At 34.5% G+C, this 18,229-nt stretch carries 18 protein-coding genes and 1 tRNA gene; 11 read left to right on the top strand and 8 right to left on the bottom strand.

What is annotated here, in order from left to right:
• Positions 1-23 precede the first annotated feature (23 nt).
• The 5 genes from ftsZ (at position 24) to ACQ5J2_RS01805 (ending at position 4,467) form a co-directional block, all read left to right on the top strand.
• Complete coding sequence (ftsZ, locus tag ACQ5J2_RS01825) at positions 24-2,069, top strand: cell division protein FtsZ (RefSeq protein WP_432671984.1); 2,046 nt, start codon at positions 24-26, stop codon at positions 2,067-2,069.
• Between the two features lie 88 nt (positions 2,070-2,157).
• Entirely contained in the window at positions 2,158-2,607 is a 450-nt protein-coding gene (locus ACQ5J2_RS01820) for a GatB/YqeY domain-containing protein (protein ID WP_432671983.1), read from the top strand.
• Positions 2,608-2,644: 37 nt separating this feature from the next.
• Positions 2,645-2,718, top strand: a tRNA-Arg gene (locus ACQ5J2_RS01815).
• Between the two features lie 42 nt (positions 2,719-2,760).
• Positions 2,761-3,582: a zinc-dependent peptidase gene (locus ACQ5J2_RS01810; protein WP_432671982.1), complete on the top strand. Its 822-nt coding sequence runs from the start codon at positions 2,761-2,763 to the stop codon at positions 3,580-3,582.
• 45 nt (positions 3,583-3,627) lie between these two features.
• Positions 3,628-4,467, top strand: coding sequence for a DUF72 domain-containing protein (locus ACQ5J2_RS01805; RefSeq protein ID WP_432671981.1), 840 nt, complete (start codon positions 3,628-3,630; stop codon positions 4,465-4,467).
• Positions 4,468-4,519: 52 nt separating this feature from the next.
• Here the strand turns inward: ACQ5J2_RS01805 and rpe are convergent, their stop codons facing one another.
• The 7 genes from rpe to ACQ5J2_RS01770 all read right to left on the bottom strand — a co-directional run bounded on the left by rpe (position 4,520) and on the right by ACQ5J2_RS01770 (position 11,603).
• Positions 4,520-5,182: a ribulose-phosphate 3-epimerase gene (gene rpe, locus ACQ5J2_RS01800; protein WP_432671980.1), complete on the bottom strand. Its 663-nt coding sequence runs from the start codon at positions 5,180-5,182 to the stop codon at positions 4,520-4,522.
• Positions 5,183-5,667: 485 nt separating this feature from the next.
• Positions 5,668-6,531: a sigma-70 family RNA polymerase sigma factor gene (locus tag ACQ5J2_RS01795; protein WP_007137700.1), complete on the bottom strand. Its 864-nt coding sequence runs from the start codon at positions 6,529-6,531 to the stop codon at positions 5,668-5,670.
• Between the two features lie 285 nt (positions 6,532-6,816).
• Positions 6,817-7,443: a hypothetical protein gene (locus tag ACQ5J2_RS01790; RefSeq protein WP_432671979.1), complete on the bottom strand. Its 627-nt coding sequence runs from the start codon at positions 7,441-7,443 to the stop codon at positions 6,817-6,819.
• A gap of 185 nt (positions 7,444-7,628) precedes the next feature.
• Positions 7,629-8,285: a hypothetical protein gene (locus ACQ5J2_RS01785; protein WP_432671978.1), complete on the bottom strand. Its 657-nt coding sequence runs from the start codon at positions 8,283-8,285 to the stop codon at positions 7,629-7,631.
• Between the two features lie 142 nt (positions 8,286-8,427).
• Positions 8,428-10,614: a polyribonucleotide nucleotidyltransferase gene (locus tag ACQ5J2_RS01780; RefSeq protein WP_432671977.1), complete on the bottom strand. Its 2,187-nt coding sequence runs from the start codon at positions 10,612-10,614 to the stop codon at positions 8,428-8,430.
• Positions 10,615-10,758: 144 nt separating this feature from the next.
• A complete protein-coding gene (rpsO, locus tag ACQ5J2_RS01775) occupies positions 10,759-11,028 on the bottom strand; it encodes a 30S ribosomal protein S15 (RefSeq protein WP_432671976.1) in 270 nt (89 codons plus the stop codon).
• A gap of 119 nt (positions 11,029-11,147) precedes the next feature.
• Positions 11,148-11,603, bottom strand: coding sequence for a GAF domain-containing protein (locus tag ACQ5J2_RS01770; RefSeq protein ID WP_432671975.1), 456 nt, complete (start codon positions 11,601-11,603; stop codon positions 11,148-11,150).
• 71 nt (positions 11,604-11,674) lie between these two features.
• On the opposite strand from ACQ5J2_RS01770, the gene xrtF reads away from it, so the two are divergent.
• The 6 genes from xrtF to ACQ5J2_RS01740 all read left to right on the top strand — a co-directional run bounded on the left by xrtF (position 11,675) and on the right by ACQ5J2_RS01740 (position 16,416).
• Entirely contained in the window at positions 11,675-12,232 is a 558-nt protein-coding gene (xrtF, locus tag ACQ5J2_RS01765) for an exosortase family protein XrtF (RefSeq protein WP_432671974.1), read from the top strand.
• Positions 12,207-12,662 (top strand): exosortase F system-associated membrane protein, encoded by a 456-nt coding sequence (locus tag ACQ5J2_RS01760; RefSeq protein WP_432671973.1) that lies wholly within the window; start codon positions 12,207-12,209, stop codon positions 12,660-12,662. The genes xrtF and ACQ5J2_RS01760 overlap by 26 nt, the downstream gene beginning before the upstream one ends.
• Positions 12,663-12,697: 35 nt before the next feature.
• The gene (locus ACQ5J2_RS01755; RefSeq protein WP_432671972.1) at positions 12,698-13,123 is read left to right on the top strand and encodes an HYC_CC_PP family protein; all 426 of its coding nucleotides are present in this window, start codon (positions 12,698-12,700) and stop codon (positions 13,121-13,123) included.
• Positions 13,124-13,191: 68 nt separating this feature from the next.
• Positions 13,192-15,207: a TonB-dependent receptor plug domain-containing protein gene (locus ACQ5J2_RS01750; RefSeq protein ID WP_432671971.1), complete on the top strand. Its 2,016-nt coding sequence runs from the start codon at positions 13,192-13,194 to the stop codon at positions 15,205-15,207.
• A gap of 10 nt (positions 15,208-15,217) precedes the next feature.
• Positions 15,218-15,574: a heavy-metal-associated domain-containing protein gene (locus tag ACQ5J2_RS01745; RefSeq protein WP_432671970.1), complete on the top strand. Its 357-nt coding sequence runs from the start codon at positions 15,218-15,220 to the stop codon at positions 15,572-15,574.
• A gap of 155 nt (positions 15,575-15,729) precedes the next feature.
• Complete coding sequence (locus tag ACQ5J2_RS01740; protein ID WP_432671969.1) at positions 15,730-16,416, top strand: DedA family protein; 687 nt, start codon at positions 15,730-15,732, stop codon at positions 16,414-16,416.
• Between the two features lie 116 nt (positions 16,417-16,532).
• On the opposite strand, the gene groL is transcribed toward ACQ5J2_RS01740, so the two are convergent.
• Positions 16,533-18,158, bottom strand: a complete 1,626-nt coding sequence (gene groL / locus ACQ5J2_RS01735; protein ID WP_432671968.1) for a chaperonin GroEL — start codon at positions 18,156-18,158, stop codon at positions 16,533-16,535.
• Positions 18,159-18,229 lie beyond the last annotated feature (71 nt).

The raw sequence follows: 18,229 nt of genomic DNA, 5'->3' as shown, positions 1-18,229 counted from the left end.
ATAAAAATTAAATACCAAATAATATGACAAGCAACTCAGATTTTGGAAGTATTTCATTTGATTTACCTAAAAACCAATCAAATGTTATTAAAGTTATCGGTGTAGGTGGTGGTGGAAGTAATGCGATTAACCACATGTTTAAACAGGGAATTAAAGGAGTAGATTTTATCGTGTGTAATACCGATTCTCAAGCTCTTGCAAGTAGTGCGGTTCCTAATAAAATTCAGTTGGGTGTCAACTTGACGGAAGGACTTGGAGCAGGTGCTAATCCTGAAGTAGGTCAACAATCAGCTATTGAGAGTATCGAGGAAATTGAAAAAATGTTAGACATCAATACCAAGATGGTTTTTATTACCGCAGGAATGGGTGGAGGAACAGGAACAGGTGCTGCACCAGTTATTGCTCAATTGGCCAAAGATCGCGATATATTAACCGTAGGAATTGTTACGATTCCGTTTCAATTTGAAGGAAAAGTACGTCAAGAACAAGCTCTTTTAGGAGTAGAACGTTTGCGAAAGCAAGTCGATTCATTGATTGTAATCAACAACAACAAATTGAGAGAAGTGTATGGAAATCTTGGTTTCAAAGCAGGTTTCTCTAAAGCGGATGAAGTATTAGCGACTGCTTCTCGTGGAATTGCAGAAGTAATTACGCACCATTATACCCAAAATATCGATTTAAAAGATGCAAAAACAGTCTTGTCAAACAGCGGAACTGCAATTATGGGTTCGGCGACGGCAAGTGGTGAATCAAGAGCAAAAGAAGCAATTGTTTCGGCATTAGATTCTCCGCTATTGAATGATAATAAAATTACAGGTGCCAAAAACGTATTGTTGCTTATCGTTTCTGGAACAAATGAAATCACGATTGATGAAATTGGAGAAATCAACGACCACATTCAAGTAGAGGCAGGTCATAATGCCAATATTATCATGGGTGTTGGTGAAGACGAATCGCTTGGAGACGCAGTTGCAGTTACAATTATTGCTACGGGATTTAATGTAGAACAACAAAATGAAATTGTAAATACGGAGCCAAAAAAAATCATCCACTCGTTAGAAGATGAACAAAAATTAACGCATAATTTGTCGCAGAATGTAATCGAATCATTTAATTTTTCGCAACCTACTTCAGAGGCGAAAAGTGACGAGGTTATCGTGCATGATTTGATGGAAGACGAAAATCCTAAAGCTAGTTTTGTACCTGAATTGGTAACCGAATTTGCTCCAATTGTGACGCAACCTACTTTTTCTTTTGAGCCTGAAGCCTCAGATGAATTAGAAGTGGAAGAGCCTGTTTTCGAAGCAGAAATTTCAGTTAAGGAAGAGCCGAGATTTGAATATAATTTAGTTCCAACAACGGAGTTTATAAAAAACTTAGATGTTACGTTTGAAATTGTTTTGCCTTCAAAACCAGAAACTGAATTTTATTTTACCCTTCCAGAAGTAAAGGAAATAACTGTAAAAGAACCTCAAGTTATAGTAAACGAAGTTGAAAAACCACTATTTTCTTTTGACTTACCTATTGCAAAAACATCTACTGAAAAAGCGGAAGAACGTGCAATTTTTGATTTAACAAACGAAACTAAAAATATTGAGGTAAATAAACCTGTTCAAGTGGTGCCAATTACCGAAGTAAACGAAAGTGGCGTTGTTCGTTATTCTTTAGAGGAATATATGGAAGTAGAGAATAATTTGTTGGATTCAAAACCAGTAGATAAAGTAGCTGAGCCCGAACATGAAGAATTAAAAATCACGATGAAAGTCAATAATGATTCACAATTTGACAATTCTTATGAATCAATTAGTCCAACAGAAATGCCTGTAGAAGACGCATTAAGAATCAGAGCCGACGAACGGCGTAAAAAATTGAAGGATTTTAATTATAAGTTTCATAATAATCCTTCTCGTGTAGATGAATATGAAAAAGAGCCCGCTTACAAGCGCTTTGGAATTGATTTATCAACACCAAGTCAAAATAATAAATCGAGAACCTCATTAGGAACGGATAGTAACGACGACGTTCAGTTGCGTTCAAACAATTCATTCCTCCATGACAATGTCGATTAATTAACTCAAACCAAACTTTGATAACCCGAAAAAATTTTTTTCGGGTTATTTTTTTTACCTTCGTTTTCGATTTAAAAAACAATAAATTATGAGTCTTTCTGAAAGAATAATGGAGGAAATTAAAATTGCAATGCGTGCCAAAGATACCGTTGCATTGGAGTCGTTGAGAGCTGTGAAGTCCGTAATATTGTTAGCACAAACGGAAACAGGTTCAAAAGAAGCAATTTCGGAAGAAGATGAAATTAAAATTTTACAGCGTTTAATCAAACAACGCCGAGAAAGCGCTGCAATATATGTAGAACAAAACCGTCCGGATTTAGCAGAACCAGAACTGGCTCAAGCAGCTGTTATTGAGAAGTTTTTACCGGAACAACTGAATGAAATGGAAATCGAGGAATTGATTTCTCGTATCATCGAAGAGCAAGAAGCTTCGGGCATGGCAGCGATGGGTAAAATCATGGGACTTGCTTCTGCCGAATTAGCAGGAAAAGCAGATGGAAAAACAATTTCAACAATCGTAAAAAAGCTTTTGTCGTAACGAATATTGTTGTAAATTCGCACTCACGAATAAAAAAGGCCCCGTAGTTCAACTGAATAGAATATCAGATTTCGGCTCTGACGGTTACTGGTTTGAATCCAGTCGGGGTCACAGTTTTTAAGGGACATTTTGTCCCTTTTTTAATGCTTAAAAATGATTGATTTGGAATTATTTGAATTCATAATGATTGGCTTAGGCATTACCTTTATCGTATTAACAATTTTAGTTCTTTTCAAATTAGTAGCCGAACCCATTTATATACTAATTTATAAAAAGCCTATTTATGTGCATTATTATCCATTTTCCCGAAAAGTCACTGCATCACAACAAGCGATTTTAAGAAAAGAATTTTCGTTCTATTCTCGATTATCAAAAAAAAGAAAAGAATATTTCGACCATCGCGTCAGTACTTTTTTAAGTCGTTATAAGTTTGTCGGAAATGGAATCTCCGTCGAAAATGATGATGTTAGAATGATTGTGGCCGGAACTTACGTGATGTTGACTTTTGGAATGCGGCAATACTTAACTTCTGTTTTTGACAAAATAATCCTCTATCCAAGCGTTTATTACTCCACAGTTAACGAGCAATACCATAAAGGGGAGTTTAACCCACATATGAAAGCTGTTGTGTTTTCTTGGAATGATTTTTTATCCGGACATCAAATCACCAATAACAATATAAATCTTGGTTTGCACGAGTTTACGCATGCTTTGCATATTGGTTCTAAAAAGAGACACTATTCAAGCGATGTTATTTTCATAGATGAATTCAACGCTATTTTGGAATATTTGGAAGATGCTGACTTTCGTCAAAAAATGCTAAATGACGATTACTTTAGAGATTACGCTTATGAAAATCAATTTGAATTTCTAGCCGTTTTATTGGAGCACTTTTTTGAAACTCCAGAAGAATTCAATCGAATTTATCCTAAATTATTTAGTCACGTCAAGCGAATGATTAATTTTCAAAACTAAAAAAGGTTTTTGTTTTTTTTGAAATTTGTATCTTTCATAAAAAATATGCAGTTTGGAAAGGTAGATGACCCAAGTTTAGTTGATTTTAAACTTCCTAAAGATGTTCCAGAGACTCAGAACATCTTATCCTCTTACAAAGGAAAAGAGTTTGAAGTTTATGTAGGTTGTGCAAAATGGAATAAGGAAGACCTTAAAGGATTTTATCCAAAAGGAACAAAAGATGAATTGACATATTATTCCACACAATTTAATTCCATTGAATTGAATGCGACATTTTACAATATGCCCTCGCAAAAACAAGTGGAAACTTGGAAAAATAAAACATCTGAAAACTTTAAGTTTTTTCCAAAACTGACCAATACAATTAGTCATTTTAATCGATTGACTGAAGTCAAAGAAGTAGTAGAGGAGTTTTGTAACGCAATAAGCAATTTTGACGAAAAATTGGGTATGGCATTTTTGCAACTTCATGAAAATTTCAAGCCAAAGGATTTTGAAAAACTTAAAAAAGTCATCGAAGAATTTCCGAAAGGCATTCCGCTTGGAATTGAAATTCGAAATAAAGAATGGTTCAGTAATCTAGAAATTCAAAATAAATTTTGCGAGTTGCTTGAAAAACACGATGTGGCAAACATAATCGTGGATACAGCTGGAAGACGCGATATGCTTCACATGCGACTCACCAATTCCGTTGCTTTTATTCGCTATGTTAGTGCTAATCATGAATCTGACATGACGCGTCTAGACGAATGGATTACGAGAATTGAAAAATGGCGAGCCCAAGGTTTGCAGAAATTATACTTCTTTGTTCATCAAAACAATGAAATTGAATCGCCTTTATTGGCAAACCATTTTATTGAACAAATAAACAAAGCATTAATCTAAAAGTGACAGTTCCTGAAAAGAAACTGCCACCAAAAGATTTATTTAATATGGATTAAACCGCCAATAATTGCTTCAAATCAGCAATCGTTTGTGTTGGATTTTCGGCTTTAAAAACAAAACTTCCCGCAACTAAAACATCAGCACCAGCTTCCTGTAATTGTTTCGCATTTTTATTGGTAACGCCACCATCAACTTCAATTAACGTTAAAGCACCATTTCTAACAATCATTTCCTTCAAATCACGCACTTTTTTGTACGTGTTTTCGATGAATGATTGTCCACCAAAACCAGGATTCACACTCATGACGCAAACCAAGTCAATATTTTTAATCACATCTTCTAGCAAGCTCACATTTGTGTGTGGATTAATAGCAACTCCGGCTTTCATACCTTCGGCTTTTATCGCTTGTAAAGTTCGGTGCAAATGAGTACAAGCTTCATAATGTACACTCAAAATATTCGCACCTAAATCAGCAAAAACCTTTATGTATCTGTCAGGGTCAACAATCATCAGGTGAACGTCAATCGTTTTTTTAGCATGTTTATTAATTACATCTAAAACAGGCATACCGTAAGAGATATTAGGAACAAAAACACCGTCCATAATGTCAATATGAAACCAATCTGCTTCACTATTATTAATCATTTCCAAGTCGCGTTGCAAATTTCCGAAATCAGCTGCCAAGACAGATGGAGCTATAAGTGTATTCTTCATTGTGTGTTGTGTTGTTTTTTCTGAATTTATATCAGAATTAGTTGTAGCTACAAAGGTAAATATATATTTACAATCAAATACATCTTACCGATTTTTTAAAACCTTTTAAAAGATGAGTTTCGTAAAGCCACAGAAAAGCAAAGTTTAAAAGGTTTTCTTTGCGACTTGGCGTCTTTGCGAGACAAATCACTACAAGTCAAATTTTAAAAATTAAAACAAAGAGCTAGAATCTGAAACTAGTTTAGATTGACAAAAAAAAATTTCGGCTCGAGAGTGAAAGTCGAATAAATGTAGGTAAACTTGAGAACTTTGCTCAACTGACTGAAGTTTTACTTTCCTAAAAAACAAAACCCCGGTAATCAGCCGAGGTTTCAATCATCAATCAAAAAACGAACAGTTAATCAGACTGTTGTTTACTTTTATAAAGTTCTAAAATTTAAGTTCAAAATCGAGAACTTTTACCCTAAAACTTTAAACAATTATTATTATCCTAAATACGTTTTTAAAATCTTACTTCTAGACGTATGTTTCAATCTGCGAATTGCTTTTTCTTTAATTTGACGAACTCTTTCACGAGTTAAGTCAAAAGTCTCGCCAATTTCTTCTAAAGTCATTGGATGTTGGTCACCCAATCCAAAGTATAAACGAACTACGTCAGCTTCTCTTGGTGTCAAAGTTTCCAATGAACGCTCAATTTCAGTACGCAATGATTCGTGAATTAATTCTCTATCTGGATTTGGCGATTCACCTGAACGTAAAACGTCGTACAAGTTAGAATCTTCTCCTTCAACTAAAGGAGCATCCATTGATAAGTGACGACCAGAGTTTTTCATTGACTCTTTTACATCATTAACGGTCATGTCCAATTCCTTTGCGATTTCTTCAGCAGAAGGAGGACGTTCATTAGATTGCTCTAACAAGGCATACATTTTGTTGATTTTATTAATCGAACCAATTTTATTCAAAGGCAAACGAACGATACGAGATTGTTCCGCCAAAGCTTGCAAAATCGACTGACGAATCCACCACACGGCATACGAGATAAATTTAAATCCACGTGTTTCATCAAAACGTTGAGCCGCTTTTATCAAGCCTAAATTCCCTTCGTTAATCAAATCGGGAAGCGTCAAACCTTGGTTTTGGTATTGTTTAGCCACCGAAACCACAAAACGTAAATTCGCTTTTGTCAATTTCTCTAAAGCTTTTTGGTCACCTGCTTTAATTTTCTGTGCTAATTCTACCTCTTCATCCGCGGTAATCAAATCTACTTTACCTATTTCTTGAAGATATTTGTCTAAAGATGCAGTTTCACGATTCGTAACCTGCTTGGTGATTTTAAGCTGTCTCATTTAATTTCAAAATATCCTTTAGTATGGATACCTTTAGTTATACGTAAGGAGTTGCAAAAAAGTTACAATTTATTGAAAATAATTTTTTAAATCTCTTTTGCTATTGATTAGTAGTGCTTTGTAATTTGGGCGTTCCCCAAGGGTCGGGCTATCCACTCCCGCTTCCCGATGAAAAATCGGGAGAGCTCCGCTGCTATCCCTAACGCGGTTTACGGAAAACCGAAAATCTTATTTTAAAAAGACAATTCCAAAAAAAAATCGACAAGATTTAATTTACTTATTTTTCTATTTCAAAAATCCATTTGCTCTAATCTCCTTATGCATTGCGATAATATCACTTGGAATTTCACCCGAAAGCAACCAATTTACATCCAATCCATTATTTATAGCAGTTCGCATCAACATAGGATTTTGTCCAATTAGTTTTCCTAATAGCGAAAGGTCTTCTTTAAAATCAATAAAATAATCTTCGTCAATCGCTTTTATTAAAAGTAGAATTTTAAATGCACGGGCAATTACATAAATACATAAAGTATAAGCTTTGGAATAGGTTTGGGACTGAATTCTTTCGTTATTAATCCTTAAAAGGTAGATTAGCATTTTAATATTCAAACTTATTTCTCCAAATTTATCTTTGGTAATTTTTACGTGATTCGTGATTTCGCCACTTAAAAACCGCGTGTCTTGGAGCAAATAACCAACAGAGTAAAACCGTTCTGAAAAATTTGTAATTTTCGTTAGCATATCTATTTCAAAGGCAGCTCTTTTATCTTCGACGGTTTCCACGTCAACTAATTCAAAATGCAACCGGTTTGCCAAATCCAAATCTCTTCTTAAAAGTCGAAATATTAATTTGTCTTTTTCTGCACTTTGTAATTCTTGGATTGCTTGCTTAAATTCTTTTGAAAACATGTTTTGGTAAATTTGCAGTTCAAATATAAGAATTTTGTCATCATAAATGTTGGAATTCCAAAGCTATTTGAGGATTCGATTATAATTAAAAACCCCATTTCAGATATATGAAATGAGGTTTTAATTGAGTTAGGTTCTTAAAAATAAATTCTACACTTCAAGAAAATAAATACTTGTGATATTGATTAAAAACGAACTTCAGAAGAAAAAGAAGTGGCTGCAAAATCTGCTCTATCCAACCAATATTCAGATGTTACCAATTCATAATTCTCATTATCATCCGTATGTAAATTCCATATAATATCTTCAGCTTCGTCAAATGACACATCCGTAGTTAGTTGTTCATTAAAGAGTCGCTTGATAACATTTCGAGGAGAAAAACCCGCGTATAAAACTCTTAAGATATTAGCTTTTGAGAGTGGTTCAATGTTTTCTGTATTTTCAGGCGTAATCGTACAACTGATTATACTTGCTTTTGCATTTAGAAACTTGCCATTGTAGGCTTTGTATAATAATTGGTTGATTTGATACAATGTGGAATGCAAGCTGATTTCCGGATATTCTTCACAAATTTTGTCAATCAACATTTCATTTGATAGTTGGTCAATTTGCCCTTCGTTCAAATGCTCGCTTAATTTATAGGTCAACACTTTAGCAGCGGCATGATTGGGTTCAAAATCACTCACAGCCATTGATAGCAATTCTTGTAATTCTGTTAGATTTGTACTTTTTGCATCTGGGTAATCAAATTGGCCTAATAAATTTACGTAATCTTCTACGGTCCAATAATCTTTTAAATCATCTACATTATTGATGTGATTGATGGTAACTTGATATTTCATAATTTCTGTTTCATTTATTTTATAACTAACAAGTAAGGTACTTCATTAGGATTTAAATTTATATAATAAAAACTTAAAAACCCCATTTCAAATAAATGAAATGGGGTTTTAATTGAATTAAACCTTTTATAAAGTTGTAATCTTATCTTCGGTCGTCACGACGTTCTGGACGAGGTGCTCTTTCTTCTCTAGGAGCATTTTCATCTCTTGGAGGTCTTGGCATCAACGCTTTTCTTGACACTTTTTCTTTTCTAGTTTTAGAATCCATTCCCATGTATTTCACTTGGAACGTATCTCCCATATTCACTACATCTGAAACGTTTTCTGTACGTTCCCAAGCTAACTCAGACACGTGTAATAAAACTTCGTTTCCTGGAGCTTCAAGGTATTCAACCACTGCACCAAAATCTAGCATTTTTATTACTTTCACATCATAAGACTCATTCATTTGAGGCTTGAAAGTGATTGATTTTATTTTAGCCAATACTGCTTCAATTCCAGCAGGATCAGTTCCTAAAATTTCAATAACTCCTTCTTCCGTAACTGGATCTTCATTGATAACAATTGTTGTTCCAGTCGCTTTTTGCAATTCTTGAATCACTTTTCCACCAGGTCCGATTAAGGCACCAATGAATGCATTTGGAATTCTTCTTGTAATGATTTTTGGAGAGTGTGCTTTTACATCATTTCTTGGCTCAGCCAAAGTTTCAATTAGTTTTCCAAGAATATGTAAACGTCCATCACGAGCTTGAGCCAAAGCTTGCTCCATGATTTCATATTTCAATCCGTCAATTTTGATGTCCATTTGGCAAGCAGTAATTCCTTCAGAAGTTCCCGTTACTTTAAAATCCATATCTCCTAAATGATCTTCGTCACCTAAAATATCAGATAAAACAGCAAAACGATCTCCGTCAGTAATCAATCCCATCGCAATTCCAGAAACCGGACGAATCAATTGAATACCAGCATCCATTAATGATAAAGTTCCAGCACAAACCGTAGCCATTGAAGAAGAACCGTTAGATTCTAAAACTTCAGAAACAACACGAATGGTGTAAGGACAATCAGCAGGAATCATGTTTTTCAATGCTCTTTGAGCCAGATTTCCGTGTCCAACTTCTCTTCTTGAAGTTCCTCTCAATGGACGAGCTTCTCCAGTAGAAAATGGAGGGAAATTATAATGCAAATAGAATTTTTCTTCACCTTGTTGTGATGGAGAGTCAATTTGGTTTGCTTCTCTAGAAGTTCCCAAAGTTGCAGTTGCCAAAGCTTGCGTTTCTCCACGTGTAAACAATGCAGAACCGTGAACAGATGGTAAGTAATCAACTTCACACCAGATGTCTCTGATTTCTGTAGTTTTTCTTCCGTCAAGACGCGTTCCTAAATCTAAAGTTACGTTACGAACTGCTTCTTTATTGGTTTTTTTGAAATATTTAGAAACTAAATCTCCATTTTCTGCCAATTCTTCTTCAGTAAACAACGCTTTTACTTCTTCTTTTACTTCGTCAAATGCAGCCGAACGTTCGTGTTTCGCCGAACCTTTACTTGCAATCGCGTAAATTTTATCGTAAGATGCCGCTTTTACTTTAGCGTAAATTGCTTCATCTTCTCTTTCTCCTTCGTAGGTGCGAACTTCTTTTTTACCAAAAGCAGCTTGCAAACGCATTTGAGCAGAAATTTGATTTTTGATATGTTCGTGTGCAAATTTAATTGCCTCTAACATTTCAGTTTCTGAAATTTCTTTCATTTCCCCTTCTACCATTGCGATAGAATCCATAGAAGCACCAATCATCATGTCGATGTCAGACTCTTCTAGTTGTGCACGAGATGGGTTGATGATGAATTTTCCATCAATTCTTCCAACTCTAGCTTCAGAAATCAAAGTTTCAAAAGGAATGTCAGATAAAGCAAGAGCTGCCGAAGCGGCTAAACCTGCTAATGCATCTGGCATTACCTCTTCGTCATGAGACATTAACTGAATCATAACTTGAACTTCTGCGTGATAATCATCTGGGAAAAGTGGACGTAAAACACGGTCAACTAATCGCATTGTTAATACTTCGTTGTCACTTGGACGTGCTTCTCTCTTGAAGAAACCACCAGGAAAACGACCTGCTGCAGCAAATTTTTCTCTGTAATCTACCGTTAAAGGCAAAAAGTCGATACCTGGACTTGCTTTTCTTGAGGAAACAACTGTACCTAAAATGACAGTTTTTCCAATTCTTACTACTACAGAACCGTCTGCTTGTTTAGCTAAACGACCTGTCTCGATTGTGATGCTTCTTCCATCACCTAAATCGATGCTTTCTACAAATAATTGTGGAATCATAATTATTCTCTTATTGATTAAACATGGGTTCTAGTTGTGTTGTTGTTGCGTAGTTATTGCTCTAAAACCCAATGAAAAACCAAACTTTTTTTTTATTAATGCGTAAAAAAAAAGAGGCGCGTGTGCACCTCTTTTCCGTATTGATTATTTTCTAATACCCAATTCTTTGATAATTTCACGATATCTGTTGATTTCTGTCTTTTTCAAATAATCCAACAAACTTCTTCTTTTACCTACCAACATTACTAATGAACGCTCTGTATTGTAATCGTGACGATTTTTTTTCAAGTGTTCAGTTAAGTGGTTAATTCTAAATGTGAACAAAGCAATCTGAGATTCAGATTTACCAGTGTTTTCTGCTGTTCCTCCGTGTTTAGCGAAGATTTCTGCTTTAACTTCTTTAGTTAAGTACATGCTAATATTATTTAATGATTATTATGTAGATACGATTGTCGTATTTGCGTGCAAAAGTAAGACATTTTTTTGTATAAAATAATACTTTGTTGTGGATTTAATAATTTAAATCGTTTTTGTTAGAATGTCTTCGAAATCTCCCCGTTCACAAATTCCAAAAAACGTTCGTCAGCTTCCGTAAAAGGATTAACTACACTTGAGTCTATATCAATCTGACCAATATTTTCTCCGTTTACAAAAAGTGGAACTACAATTTCAGATTTTACTGAAATACTGCAAGCGATATAATTATCTTGTGCTTGAACGTCCGGAACGACAAAATTCTGATTGGAAACTGCCACTTGGCCACAAATTCCTTTTCCGAATGGAATAACTTTATGGTCGGTGGATTCACCAACATAAGGACCTAATACGAGCTCTTCTTTGTCGCCATTTCTGAAATAAAAGCCAACCCAGTCATAATAATCAATATTGTCTTTCAATAAATGACAAATTTGAACTAGCTTTTCTTCTCTTAAAACACCCGTTTTGTTTAAGATGTCCTGTACTTTTGGTTTTAATTCTTCAAATGTCATAATGCTATTTTTTATACAAAAGTATTTATTTGTAGCTTTGGAAAATTATATAAATTTGTTAAAAAAAAATTTTGAAAGAATATTTTATAAAATATCGGCCTTTTTTGCAATTCCTAGGGATTTTTTTAATCTCTTATTTAGTGCTGATTGTAGTGTACCAATTATATTTAGGACAATTTGACGAAGCAAATTTTGAAGTAGATGGTTTTACCGATTTAGTTGCTAGACAATCGAAATATTTTCTAACGTTATTAAATTATTCTATAGAGTTATTTCCTTCTACAAGTGACCCATCCGTGGTTGTGCAAATTGACGGATTGCGAATGGTGCGAATAGTTGAAGGTTGTAATGCTGTCAGTGTCATGATATTGTTTGTTGCTTTTATTTTGGCATTTAGTAAAGGATTTCTAAAAACATTGAGTTTTGTAGTATTTGGACTTCTTGTCATTCATATTCTAAATATTGTGAGAATTGGACTTTTAACGATTGGGATTATGAAATACCCAGAATACAAACATATTTTACATGGTGTGGTTTTTCCGCTGATTATTTATGGAACTGTTTTTTTTCTTTGGATAATTTGGGTAACAAAATTTATAACAAATGATTCAAAAAATTCTCAAGCATAAATTTCAAATTTTTCTAGTTGTCCTGGCAATTATTGGCTTTGCCGTAATCCGAAACTATGAAGAGTTTATGTTTTATGACCCATTATTGTCGTTCTTTCAGAGGGATTACTCTAGTCAACCTTTACCTGAGGTTATTGAATGGAAACTACTGTTAAATTTGTTTTGGAGGTATTTTCTAAATACCATTTTGTCTGTATTTATAATTTTTGTGCTTTTTAAAAATAAGGGGTTTGTGAAATTATCCACATTCTTGTACATCGTTTTTTTTGTAATTTTAATGCTGCTTTTTGTAGTAGTGTTTTATTTTTTCGGTGATAAAGTGATGGTTTTATTTTACATCCGACGTTTTCTTATTCAGCCTTTATTTTTATTGTTATTCGTTCCGGGATTTTATTTTCAACAGTATGATTTGAAAAAACCGAAAGCTTAACTCGTTTAAAGTATTATTATAAGTACATTTGCCACATGCAATTTAAGAAGTTTACAAGTTTATTTTTAGCCATTTTGCTGTTGGTCTCCAATTTTGGGTTGGCTTTCAATGTGCATTATTGTGGCGATAGAATTGCTTCTATATCTTCAGTATTTTCAACACTGGAAATCTCAAAAAAGGAACGTTCTCTTACAAAAGATTGCTGTTGTATTAAAGAGGAAAACAAGAATGATTCTTGTTGTAAAAACAAAGTGGTCGATTTTAAAAAAGATGCAAAGGACGTTATCATAAAAACGTTTTCATTTCAATTAGATGCTCCATTTGCAATCGTTAAAACAAGCGACTTCATTTTTGCGAAAGCAGAAGAAGTACAATCAACTATAAATGTAACGGAATATTATTGCATTCCAAATACACCACCGTTATTCAAGTTGTACCAACAATACATTTTTTACGCCTAAATTTTAAAGCTTATAAACGCTCCATTTTAGTTAAATGGAATTCTTTTTATAACTTTAAATTTATCACAATGCTTAAATATTATGCACTATTTTTAGTGTTGCTCTTTGCTTTTTCGGCAACGGCACAAGATACATTACAGTCTGTTCAAATCAAGACCAACAGCAATTCTACAAAAAAATCATACCGAAAAGTTACTAACACAGCTACGATGACGAGTAAAGAATTACTCAAAGCCGCGTGTTGCAATCTTGCGGAAAGTTTTGAAACCAATCCATCAATAGATGTCAACTTTTCAGACGCTTTGACTGGAACCAAGCAAATCAAAATGTTAGGATTAACGAGTCCTTATTTAATGATTACTGAAGAAAATATTCCTTCTGTTCGTGGTGCTTCGCAAGCTTATGGTCTTTCTTTTACACCGGGAACTTGGGTCGAAAGTATTCAAATTACTAAAGGTGCGGGTTCAGTAGTCAATGGCTACGAAAGTATTTCGGGTCAAATAAATACCGAGTTACTTAAACCTGCAGATGACATTCCATTTTTCCTGAATGCTTACGGTTCTACCGATTCTCGTTTTGAGCTCAATACGCATTTCAACCGTAAAATTTCAGACAAGTGGAGTAGTAGTCTGTTTGTTCATGGAAACACTCGAGTGGAAAAAATGGATAAAAACGATGACGGTTTTATGGACAATCCGCTTGCCAAACAAATCAATGTGTTGAACAGATGGCAATATACCAATGCTGAAAAAGGCTGGGTTAGTTTCATCAATTTCCGCTACATGAATGATGAAAAACAAACGGGTCAAATGGATTTTGACATCAATCGCGACAAAGGAACTATCAACTTTTGGGGTTCTGAAATTAACACCGAGCGTTTTGATATTTCTACCAAAATAGGTTATGTTTTTCCAGGAATGCCGTATCAAAGTATCGGTTTTCAAAATGCATTTACGAGTCATAAACAAGATTCTTACTTTGGTTTGAATGAGTATCAAATTACTCAAAAAAGCTACTATTCTAATTTGATTTTTAATTCCATCATCAACAATACGATGAATAAATTTGCAGCGGGATTGAATTTTGCATACGATGATTACAACGAATATTTAGCCGTTCCTTCAATCTCTGGAAACTACGACCGTATCGACAATTCAGTGGGTGCATTTTTGGAATATACCTATGACAATATTGACGATTTCAGCGTGGTTGCTGGTTTAAGAGTTGATAATCACAACCGCCTTGGCGTTTTTGCAACTCCTAGAATTCATATGCGATACAATCCTTGGGAAAGAGCGGTTTTGCGAGCTTCTGCCGGAAGAGGAAAACGTTCTGCTAATATTTTTGCAGAAAACCAGCAACTTTTTGCGAGTTCACGCGTTTTCGATATTTTGAATACCAAAGGAAAAATCTACGGTTTAAATGCTGAAATCGCTTGGAATTATGGACTAAGTTTTATGCAAGGTTTTGACTTATTTGGAAAAACAGCCGATGTAACTTTAGATTTTTACAGAACCGATTTCCAAAATCAAGCCATTGTAGATTTGTATGCAAGTCCACAAGAAGCTCTTTTTTATAATGGAAAATCGTTTGCCAATAGTTTTCAATTGGAATTTAATATTGAATTGATGAAGCATTTTGACTTACGAACGGCTTACAAATATTACGACGTGGAAACGGAATACATTAGCGGAAGTGCTGAAAGACCTTTGCAAGCTAAACACCGTTATTTTGCAAATTTGGCGTATGCCACACATATTGACGACAAAGGACACCAATGGAAATTTGACTTTACATACAATTGGCTAGGAAAACAGAGATTGCCAAATACAGCAACAAATCCTGTTTCCGATAGATTACCTGATTATTCACCGTCATTTTCACTGATGAATGTTCAAGTTACAAGAACTTTTTCTTCTAGCTTTGAATTGTATGCTGGAGCCGAAAATCTAGGAAATTACCAACAAGACAAAGCTATTTTAGGAGCAGACAATCCTTTCGGTACAAACTTTGATACTTCAATAATCTATGCACCCGTTTTTGGTCAAATGTTTTATGCCGGTTTGCGGTTTAAAATAAAATAAACATCAATTTATGAAACAATTAATTATGAAAAAGATACTGTTCGTGCTTTTGATTTCCATCATGGGATTTTCAACACAAGCACAAGAGAAGAAAGATAAGAATGCAAAACGCGAAATCGCTGTTAAGGGAAATTGCGAAATGTGTAAAAAACGGATTGAAAAAGCGGCTTACTCCGTTAAAGGAGTTAAATCGGCAGTTTGGACTCCGGAAAGTCAGGAATTAGTTGTGCTTTTAAACGAACAAAAATCCACAACAGAAGCGATTGAAAAAGCAGTTGTAAAAGCAGGTCACGATACCAAACATGAGACAGCCTCAAATGTGGATTATGAAAAGCTCCATGAATGTTGTAAGTACGATAGAAAATAAGAAATTTAAACCGAGAATTTTCTCGGTTTTTTTTGTTTAAATTCTTAGATAAGTCGGTCGAGTTTCTTCCTAAAAAAAACTTAAATGTATGGGAATAAGATTGGCGTTAAGCTAAATAATTACTACTTTCACACACTCAATTTAACACAAAAATAATGAACGAATTTGATTGGAAAAACCTGATTGATCCTCTTTTTTATATAGAGTTCAGTATTAGTGGAATTAAGGTTGGACTTTGGCTTGTGCTTTTTATTGTTTTTGCAGAAACTGGTTTATTTGCTGGTTTTTTTCTTCCAGGAGATAGTTTGCTTTTTTTATCAGGAATTTACAGCCGCGAATTGATTGAAAACTTTACGTTCATTGATAGTGATTTGATGAATGTGGTACTTTTGGCAACGATGGTCGCTGTAGCTGGAATTTTAGGAAATATGGTTGGCTATTGGTTCGGTTCAAAAAGTGGATATTATCTTTATAACAAACAAGACACGTTTTGGTTTAAGAAAAAATATCTAGTTCAGTCGAAAGATTTCTTCGAAAAGCATGGTGGTAGAGCGATTATTTTAGCACGTTTCTTACCTATTTTTAGGACTTTTGCTCCAATTGTTGCGGGAATTGTAATGATGGAAAAGAAAAAATTTATGCTTTATAATATTGTTAGTTCTATATTATGGTCCTTCAGTTTGATTTTTGCAGGACATTATTTGTACGGTTTTCTTCTAGAAAAGTACGATATCAATTTAAAACAACACATTGAATTAATCGTTATTATTTTAGTAGTTATTACAATTATACCCGTAATTATTAAGTTCAGTAAGAAAACAAAAGTTGAAGAAATAGAATAAATTAAAAAACTGAATTTTCTCTATTTTTTGAGGGTTAATTTATGTTTCAACTTCAAAAAATAAAAAAAAATCCGAAGTTAGTACTTCGGATTTTATTATTTAAGGTAATTTGTGAATTACATCATACCTGGCATTCCGCCACCCATTGGGCTAGCTCCACCTTCTTCTTTAATATCTATCAAAGCACATTCAGTAGTCAAAATCATTCCTGAAACCGATGCTGCATTTTCTAATGCTACACGCGTTACTTTTTTAGGGTCGATGATCCCAGCCAATAACATATCCACATATTCGTCTGTTTTAGCATTGTAACCGTAATTCCCTTCGCCTTCCGAAACTTTTGCCACAACTACTGAGCCTTCTAAGCCAGCATTTTCAACAATAGTTCTCAAAGGCGACTCAATTGCTCGAGCTACAATTTGAATTCCTGTTGCTTCATCCGCATTTTCAGTTTTGATGTCTTTTAATGCAATTTTAGCTCTTAATAAGGCAACACCTCCACCAGCTACAATTCCTTCTTCAACAGCTGCACGAGTGGCATGTAATGCATCGTCAACTCTGTCTTTTTTCTCTTTCATTTCTACTTCAGAAGCAGCTCCAACATAAAGAACAGCAACACCACCAGCTAATTTAGCCAAACGTTCTTGCAATTTTTCTTTATCATATTCAGAAGTCGTAGTTTCCATTTGACCTTTGATTTGGTTCACCCGATTTTTAATCATGTCGGCTTCACCAGCACCACTTACAATTGTAGTATTGTCTTTGTCGATAGTTACTCTTTTTGCAGAACCCAACATTTCAAGTGTTGTGTTTTCCAACGTGTAACCTCTTTCTTCGGAAATTACTGTTCCACCCGTTAAGATTGCGATATCTTCTAACATTGCTTTTCTTCTGTCTCCAAAACCAGGTGCTTTTACAGCAGCGATTTTCAAGGCACCGCGTAATTTATTCACAACTAAAGTGGATAAAGCTTCTCCGTCTACATCTTCAGCAATAATTAATAATGGTTTTCCGGATTGAGCTACTGGCTCTAAAACAGGAAGTAATTCTTTCAAAGAAGAAACTTTTTTATCATACAATAAAATGTAAGGACTTTCTAATTCAGTTTCCATCTTTTCAGGATTGGTAACAAAATAGGGAGAAAGATACCCACGGTCAAATTGCATTCCTTCCACAACATCCACATACGTTTCCGTTCCTTTAGCTTCTTCAACAGTAATTACACCTTCTCTTCCAACTTTTGCGAAAGCATTTGCAATTAATTCTCCAACTACATCATCGTTATTTGCAGAAATAGACGCAATTTGTTTGATTTTATCAGAATCGCTTCCTACCACTTGTGCTTGTGAAGCTAAGTTCTTAACAATCGCTTCAACTGCTTTGTCAATTCCTCTTTTTAAATCCATTGGATTTGCTCCAGCAGCTACGTTTTTCAAACCTTCTTTTACAATCGCTTGCGCTAAAACCGTAGCAGTTGTAGTTCCATCTCCAGCTAAATCATTGGTTTTTGACGCCACTTCTTTAACCATTTGAGCTCCCATATTTTCTAAAGGATCTTTTAATTCGATTTCTTTTGCAACTGTAACTCCGTCTTTAGTAACAGTTGGTCCACCAAATGATTTCCCAATTATTACATTTCGACCTTTTGGTCCTAAAGTTACTTTTACTGCATTTGCCAATGCGTCAACACCACGTTTCAATCCGTCACGTGCTTCAATATCAAATTTTATATCTTTTGCCATTTCAATTTTTGTTTAAAGTTTTATATGTTTCAAGTTCCGAAAGTCTTACTACTTAATACTCTCTACTTAAT

Source organism: Flavobacterium sp. SM2513, from assembly GCF_050908145.1.
Classification (GTDB): domain Bacteria; phylum Bacteroidota; class Bacteroidia; order Flavobacteriales; family Flavobacteriaceae; genus Flavobacterium.
This window is presented reverse-complemented; position numbering and strand designations above follow the sequence as displayed.